Consider the following 6,445-nt stretch of genomic DNA (forward strand, 5'->3'; position numbering starts at 1 on the left):
ATGGCATCCGTACCCGCCGTCCTCCGGTCCGAGTGGACCAAGATCCGTACGGTCTCCTCGACGCGCTGGACCCTGATCAGCGCGCTCGCCGTGACGGTCGCGATGAGCGCCGGGCTGTGCGCGCTGATGAACGCGACGTTCGGCGATCTGCCCGACGCCGAGCGGCTGACCTTCGACCCGACGCTCATCAGCTTCTCCGGGATGGTGCTCGGGCAGCTGGCGATGGTGGTCTTCGGTGTGCTCGTCGTCGGCACCGAGTACAGCTCCGGCATGATCCGCACCTCCCTCGCCGCGGTGCCGCAGCGCGCGACCTTCCTCTTCAGCAAGATCGCGGTGGCGGGGCTGCTGGCGCTGCTGGTCGGGATGGCGACCAGCTTCCTCACCTTCTTCCTCGGCCAGGCGCTGCTCGGCGAGCACGGCACGACGATCGGCGAGGAGAACGTCCTGCGGGCCGTGGTCGGCGGCGGGCTCTACATGGGCCTCATCGGGATCTTCTCGATGGGCGTGGCCGCGATGCTGCGCAGTTCGATGCTGTCGCTCGGCATCCTGATGCCGTTCTTCTTCCTGGTCTCACAGATCCTCTCCGCGGTTCCGGGCGCGAAGGACGTCGCGCGCTACTTCCCGGACCAGGCCGGCGCGAAGATCATGCAGGTCGTTCCCAACGCCATGAACAGCGGCGAGTCCCCGTACGGGCCGTGGGGCGGTCTCGGCATCATGCTGCTGTGGGTGGTCGCGGCGCTCCTGGGCGGCTATCTGGTGCTGAAGAAGCGCGACGCCTGATTTCGGTCCCCGGTTGTCACCGCTTGGCCGGAACCATAAGGGCCCGGTTATCCTCCTAGCACTTACGGGGGCGTACGGCTGCACTGCCTGTGCCCCGACGACCCGAAAGTCGATGGGGCTGGAGAATGATCGAGGCAGTCGGCCTGACGAAGCGCTACGGCGCCAAGACGGCCGTGTACAACCTTTCCTTCCAGGTGCGGCCCGGAGCCGTCACCGGTTTCCTCGGCCCCAACGGCGCCGGCAAGTCCACCACCATGCGCATGATCCTCGGCCTGGACCGGCCGACGGCCGGCCAGGTCACGATCGGCGGGCGCCCGTTCCGGCAGCTGCCGAACGCGCCCCGCCAGGTCGGCGCGCTGCTGGACGCCAAGGCGGTGCACGGCGGCCGGACCGCCCGCAACCACCTGCTGTCCCTGGCGCAGCTCTCCGGCATCCCGGCCCGGCGGGTCGACGAGGTCCTCGGCGTCGTGGGTCTGCAGGACGTGGCGAGGAAGCGCTCGAAGGGCTTCTCGCTCGGTATGGGCCAGCGGCTCGGCATCGCCGCGGCGCTGCTCGGCGACCCTCAGGTGCTGCTCTTCGACGAGCCGGTCAACGGCCTCGACCCCGAGGGCATCCTCTGGGTCCGCAACCTGATGAAGCAGCTGGCTTCCGAGGGCCGCACGGTCTTCGTGTCCTCGCACCTGATGAGCGAGATGGCGCTCACCGCCGACCACCTGATCGTGATCGGCCGGGGCCAGCTCATGGCGGACATGAGCGTCAAGGACTTCATCTCGCACAACTCGGCCGACTTCGCACGGGTCCGCACTCCGCAGACCGAGCCCGAGCAGCGCGAGAAGCTCGTGTCCGCGCTGGCGGAGGCGGGCGGGCAGGTCCTGTCCGAGCCGGACGGGGCGCTGCGTGTGACCGGGCTGCCGCTGCCGCGCATCAGCGACGTCGCGCACGAGGCGGACGTGCGGCTGTGGGAGCTGTCGCCGCATCAGGCATCGCTGGAGGAGGCGTACATGCGCCTGACGCAGGGCGCCGTGGACTACCGCTCGACGGTGGACCAGAAGTCGGGTCTGATGCAGCAGCCGCCGATGGGGTACGTCCCGCCGCAGCCGCACATCCCCGAGGTGCCGCAGCAGGGCTTCTACGCCCCGCCGCCGCCCCAGCCGGGCCAGAACCCCTACGCGGCCCAGGCGCCCGGCACGCCCGCCCACCAGCCGGCCCCTGCCCCCGCCCCCGCAGCTCCCCCGGCCGCTGCCCCCGCCGACCTGACCAAGCCCGAGGACGCCCGATGAGCACCCCCTACCAGCACCCCGGCGCGCCGGCCGGCTCGTACGCCTCCCCGATCCCGGTGCGCGGCGCGCACCTCGGAGACGCGCTCGCCTCCGAGTGGACGAAGATCCGGTCCGTGCGCTCCACGATGTGGACGCTCGGCGTCATGATCGCGCTGATGGTCGGCGTCGGTCTGGGCCTGGCCGCGCTCACGGCGGCGGCCGACGTGGACATGGGCGAGGAGACGGCCCTGTCCGGTGGCTTCACCGGGACGATGCTCGGCTCGATCTGTGTGCTGACCCTGGGGGTCCTCACGATCACGTCCGAGTACGGCACGGGCATGATCCGTACGACGCTGACGGCCTGCCCCAGCCGCGGCCGGGTGCTCGCCGCCAAGTCGATCGTCTTCTTCCTCGTCGTCTTCGCCGTCACCACCCTGACGGCGGCCGTGGTCGCGGCAGTCCAGACCGCGATGATCGACGCGGCGGAGGCGACCGGCGGGGAGTGGTTCCGCGCGACGGTCGGCGTGGGCCTGTTCGTGGCGACGCTCGGACTGCTGTCCCTGGCCGTGGGGACGCTGATCCGTCACTCGGCCGGCGCGATCACTCTCATGGTCGGGCTCATGCTGTTCCCGCTCGTGGCGGCCATGTTCATGTTCTCGGAGTCGCTCGAGGACCTGCGGATGTTCCTTCTGGAGTACGGGATCCCGAGCCTGCTCCTGGCGTTCTACGGCACGACCGGGCTGACCGACACGGGCCCGTCGGGCTGGGAGCCGCTGTGGATCCTGCTCGGCATCACCGCCGCCGCGATGGGAGGCGCCTTCGCCTCCCTCTCCACCCGCGACGTCTGAGGCTGCTCTCAGTACCTGGGCGCGTTCCTGGACCGCTGCACCTTCGAGGTGCGGCGGTCCTTCGCGTTCCAGCACGCCTTGTGCCAGTGGCGCCGGTCCTCGACGCCGCCGTGCTCGGGCCAGGCCACGACGTGCGGCATGCCGGAGGGGATCTCCTGGTCGCAGCCGGGACAGCGGTACCTCTTGCCGGCGGCACTTGCACCGGCCACATGGCGCACCGACCACTCTTCGCCCTGCCAGGACTCGCTGCGTCCGAAGCCGCCGTACCGGTCGGCGGGGTCGCCTGCTCGCTCGGTCGGCTTCTCGCCGCCACGGGGGCGGTTGCGGCGCGGAGACACGTGACACCTCAGGGGGCGAGTGCGGACAGTTCCCTTCCAGCGTAAGGGCCGCGAGTCGGGGCACTCGTCCCTACTGGGCCCCGAACCAGGTCACGCATCAGGGCCAGTTACCGGACAATCGCAACAACTTCGCGCTCGGCCGTGCCTTTGGCACGTGTCAGGCGTTGTTGCCGGTAGGGGGAGTGACGCGTCGGCCGCAAGGAGGCAGAAGGCGATGCGCGTTGGAACTTTCGTACTGGCAGCCCAGTTCCCTGGCCAGGGGCCGGGGGAGGCACTGCACCGCGCGGTGCGCTCCGCCGAAGTCGCGGAGGCGTCGGGCCTCGACGCCGTCTGGCTGGCCGAGCACCACTTCGTGCCGTACGGGGTGTGCCCGTCCGCGGTGACGCTCGCGGCGCTGCTGCTGGGCCGCACCCGCCGGATCCGCGTCGGCACGGCGGTGAGCGTCCTGCCGAGCGCGCATCCCGTGGCGCTGGGCGAGCAGGCCGCGCTGCTGCATCTCACGTCCGGCGGGCGGTTCACCCTCGGCGTGGGCCGCGGCGGGCCCTGGGTGGACCTGGAGGTGTTCGGCGCGGGACTCGCCGCGTACGAACAGGGCTTCCCCGAATCCCTTGACCTCCTGCTGCGTTGGCTGCGCGAGCCCCGGGTCGGCGCGGACGGCGAGCGGTTCTCCTTCCGCGAGGTGCCGGTCGTCCCACGGCCCGACGAGCTGCTCGACGGGCCGCCGGGAGGCCCGGAGGTCGTCGTCGCGTGCACGTCCCCGAAGAGCGTCCGTCTCGCGGCGGAGCGCGGGCTGCCGATGCTGCTGGGAATGCACTGCGGCGACGACGAGAAGGCCGACATGGTCGCCCTGTGGCGTACGCACGCGATCGCCGCGGGTCACTGTCCCGACCGCGTCGCCGGCGCCGGACACGTGTCCGCCGGCGTCGCCCAGATCGCCGACCGCTCCGACGAGGCCACGGAGACCCTCGTGAAGGCGATGCCGGGCTGGCTCAAGCAGGGGCTGGACGCCCATGTGACGGTCGACGGGCGGCACCGCGCCATGCGCGACCCCGTCGCGTACACGGAGCTGCTCTGCTCCCTGCACCCGGTGGGGCCGCCGCAACTGGCCGCGGACAGGCTGGCGGCGACCGCCGAGCGCACCGGCATCACGCGTTTCGCGCTGCTCGCGGAGGGCTCGGGCGATCTGGCCGCCACCGAGGAGAACGTACGGCGGCTGGGCACCGAAGTGCTGCCGCTGCTCGGCTGAATCCATGATCCCTGCAGATGCCGCCGCTCCGACATCAGTTGCACCTCCCACGATGCGGAGCGGCAGCAGAAGGCTTCAGCAGTCGCGCAGTTCGGGCGACTGATTGAGCAACTGGCCCCGGATCGAGGTGAAGCGGGCGAGCCGCTCGTCGACCGAGGAGTCCAGCGGGAACACCGCGACGCGGTGGCAGTTCTGGAATGCCAGACGCACTCCGAAGTGCCGCTGAAGCGCCCCGCGAATCGCGTCACTCGCGAGCGCGCGCAGCAGCTGACCACGTGCCTGCTCGTCCGGCGGAGGCGTCTGGTTGTCGGCGAAGTCGCCGCCGTCCACCTTCAGCTGAGCCACCAGAGAGCTGATCATCTCCCATGCGTAGGGCAGGGAGGTCCGGACGCAGTCGACGAAAGCTGCTTCGTCGACCTCGCCTCGCTCGGCCTGTTCCAACAGCGCCGGTGAGACGTCGAGCGACATGGGTTCTCCTCTCGCGGCCCCGCAAAAGGGGGCCTTACGGGCAGGGAAGGAGGAAGGGGACCGAACGACGGCGTACCAGTGCTGTACGGCGACGCAGAGTGCACGGCCGACAACCTCCTGCTTCCACGGTAAGTGCGTCGACTTGAGCGCACCAGGAGATTGGGAGCACAACCGGCCAAATAACGAAGGGCGCTTCCGGGGCGAATCGCGCAGCGCGGCGTCCGTCGAGTAGCGTTGCCGACCATGCGTCTCGTCATCGCCCGCTGCTCCGTGGACTACGCCGGCCGGCTCACCGCCCACCTGCCCTCCGCCCCCCGTTTGATCCTGGTCAAGGCGGACGGCAGCGTGTCGATCCACGCCGACGACAGGGCGTACAAACCGCTGAACTGGATGTCCCCTCCCTGCACGTTGAAGGAAGGCCACGACAGCGTCTGGACCGTCGTGAACAAAGCGGGCGAGAAACTGATCATTACGATGGAGGAAATCCTCCACGACTCGTCCCACGAGCTCGGCGTGGACCCCGGCCTCATCAAGGACGGCGTGGAAGCGCACCTCCAGGAGCTGCTCGCCGACCGGATCGAGACACTTGGCGAGGGATACAGCCTGATCCGCCGCGAGTACCCCACGGCCATCGGCCCGGTGGACATCCTCTGCCGGGACGCCGACGGCTCGACGGTGGCGGTGGAGATCAAGCGCCGCGGCGAGATCGACGGCGTGGAGCAGCTCACCCGCTACCTGGACCTCCTCAACCGCGACCCGCACCTGGCCCCGGTGAAGGGCGTCTTCGCGGCCCAGGAGATCAAGCCCCAGGCCCGCGTCCTCGCGACGGACCGCGGCATCGGCTGCGTGGTCCTCGACTACGACGCGATGCGCGGCATCGAGGACGACAAACTCCGCCTGTTCTGACCCGACGCGCCCCCTCCCGGGCCGCGCCCCGCCCACGGGGCCATGACACCCCGCTCGGACCAGGCACGTCCCCGCGCAACGCGAGCTACCGCGTGGGGCCGCCGTCGGCCCGGCCCCAGCACGTGCTGTGGGACGCCAGGGCGACGTGCCGCCCACCGGCTCCGGGGGGGGGCGGCGGCCCCACCGCCGGAGCCCGTCCCGATGCGCTCACAGCACCGCCGCCCCCGCACAGCGAAAACCGAGTCGGGGCCGGGATACGCGACGCGAAACTACCGCGTGAGGCCGTCCGCCGCCCCGGCCCCAGCACGTACCGCGGGACACGACGCCGCAGCCCCGCCCAGCGGCGGCCACCCGGGACGCGGACGCGCGGCGCGAAGCGGCCGCGTGAGGCCGCCCGCCGCCCCGGCCCCAGCACGTGCTGTGGCTCCGCTAGAACGACGTGCCGCCCACCGGCCCCGGGCAGGACGGCCCGCACTGCCGGAAAGCCCGTCCCGATGCGCTCACAGCACCGCCACCCCCGCAGAGCGAACACCCAGTCGGGGCCGGGATGCGCGACGCGGAGCTACCGCGTGAGGCCGTCCGCCGACCCGGCCCCAGCAC

General features: G+C 71.2%; 7 protein-coding genes. 5 read left to right on the plus strand and 2 right to left on the minus strand.

Annotated elements, in window-relative coordinates; all coding sequences use genetic code 11:
• The 3 genes from ABZ070_RS06945 to ABZ070_RS06955 all read left to right on the plus strand — a co-directional run bounded on the left by ABZ070_RS06945 (position 1) and on the right by ABZ070_RS06955 (position 2,887).
• Positions 1 to 780 (plus strand): ABC transporter permease, encoded by a 780-nt coding sequence (locus tag ABZ070_RS06945; RefSeq protein ID WP_356630752.1) that lies wholly within the window; start codon positions 1 to 3, stop codon positions 778 to 780.
• 125 nt (positions 781 to 905) lie between these two features.
• Positions 906 to 2,060, plus strand: a complete 1,155-nt coding sequence (locus ABZ070_RS06950; RefSeq protein ID WP_356630754.1) for an ABC transporter ATP-binding protein — start codon at positions 906 to 908, stop codon at positions 2,058 to 2,060.
• A complete protein-coding gene (locus ABZ070_RS06955; RefSeq protein ID WP_356630756.1) occupies positions 2,057 to 2,887 on the plus strand; it encodes an ABC transporter permease in 831 nt (276 codons plus the stop codon). The genes ABZ070_RS06950 and ABZ070_RS06955 overlap by 4 nt, the downstream gene beginning before the upstream one ends.
• 8 nt (positions 2,888 to 2,895) lie before the next feature.
• Here ABZ070_RS06955 and ABZ070_RS06960 read toward each other — a convergent pair whose 3' ends face one another.
• A complete protein-coding gene (locus tag ABZ070_RS06960; RefSeq protein WP_356630758.1) occupies positions 2,896 to 3,225 on the minus strand; it encodes an ATP/GTP-binding protein in 330 nt (109 codons plus the stop codon).
• A gap of 214 nt (positions 3,226 to 3,439) precedes the next feature.
• Between ABZ070_RS06960 and ABZ070_RS06965 the strand changes: the two genes are divergently transcribed.
• Positions 3,440 to 4,471: an LLM class flavin-dependent oxidoreductase gene (locus ABZ070_RS06965; protein WP_356630760.1), complete on the plus strand. Its 1,032-nt coding sequence runs from the start codon at positions 3,440 to 3,442 to the stop codon at positions 4,469 to 4,471.
• Positions 4,472 to 4,546: 75 nt separating this feature from the next.
• On the opposite strand, the gene ABZ070_RS06970 is transcribed toward ABZ070_RS06965, so the two are convergent.
• Positions 4,547 to 4,939: an SCO5389 family protein gene (locus ABZ070_RS06970; protein WP_356630762.1), complete on the minus strand. Its 393-nt coding sequence runs from the start codon at positions 4,937 to 4,939 to the stop codon at positions 4,547 to 4,549.
• Positions 4,940 to 5,182: 243 nt separating this feature from the next.
• Here ABZ070_RS06970 and nucS point away from each other — a divergent pair, with 243 nt between their 5' ends.
• Positions 5,183 to 5,845, plus strand: a complete 663-nt coding sequence (gene nucS / locus ABZ070_RS06975) for an endonuclease NucS (RefSeq protein ID WP_356630764.1) — start codon at positions 5,183 to 5,185, stop codon at positions 5,843 to 5,845.
• Positions 5,846 to 6,445: the final 600 nt, after the last annotated feature.

The sequence above is a fragment of the Streptomyces sp. NPDC006283 genome, assembly GCF_040613325.1.
Lineage (GTDB): Bacteria > Actinomycetota > Actinomycetes > Streptomycetales > Streptomycetaceae > Streptomyces.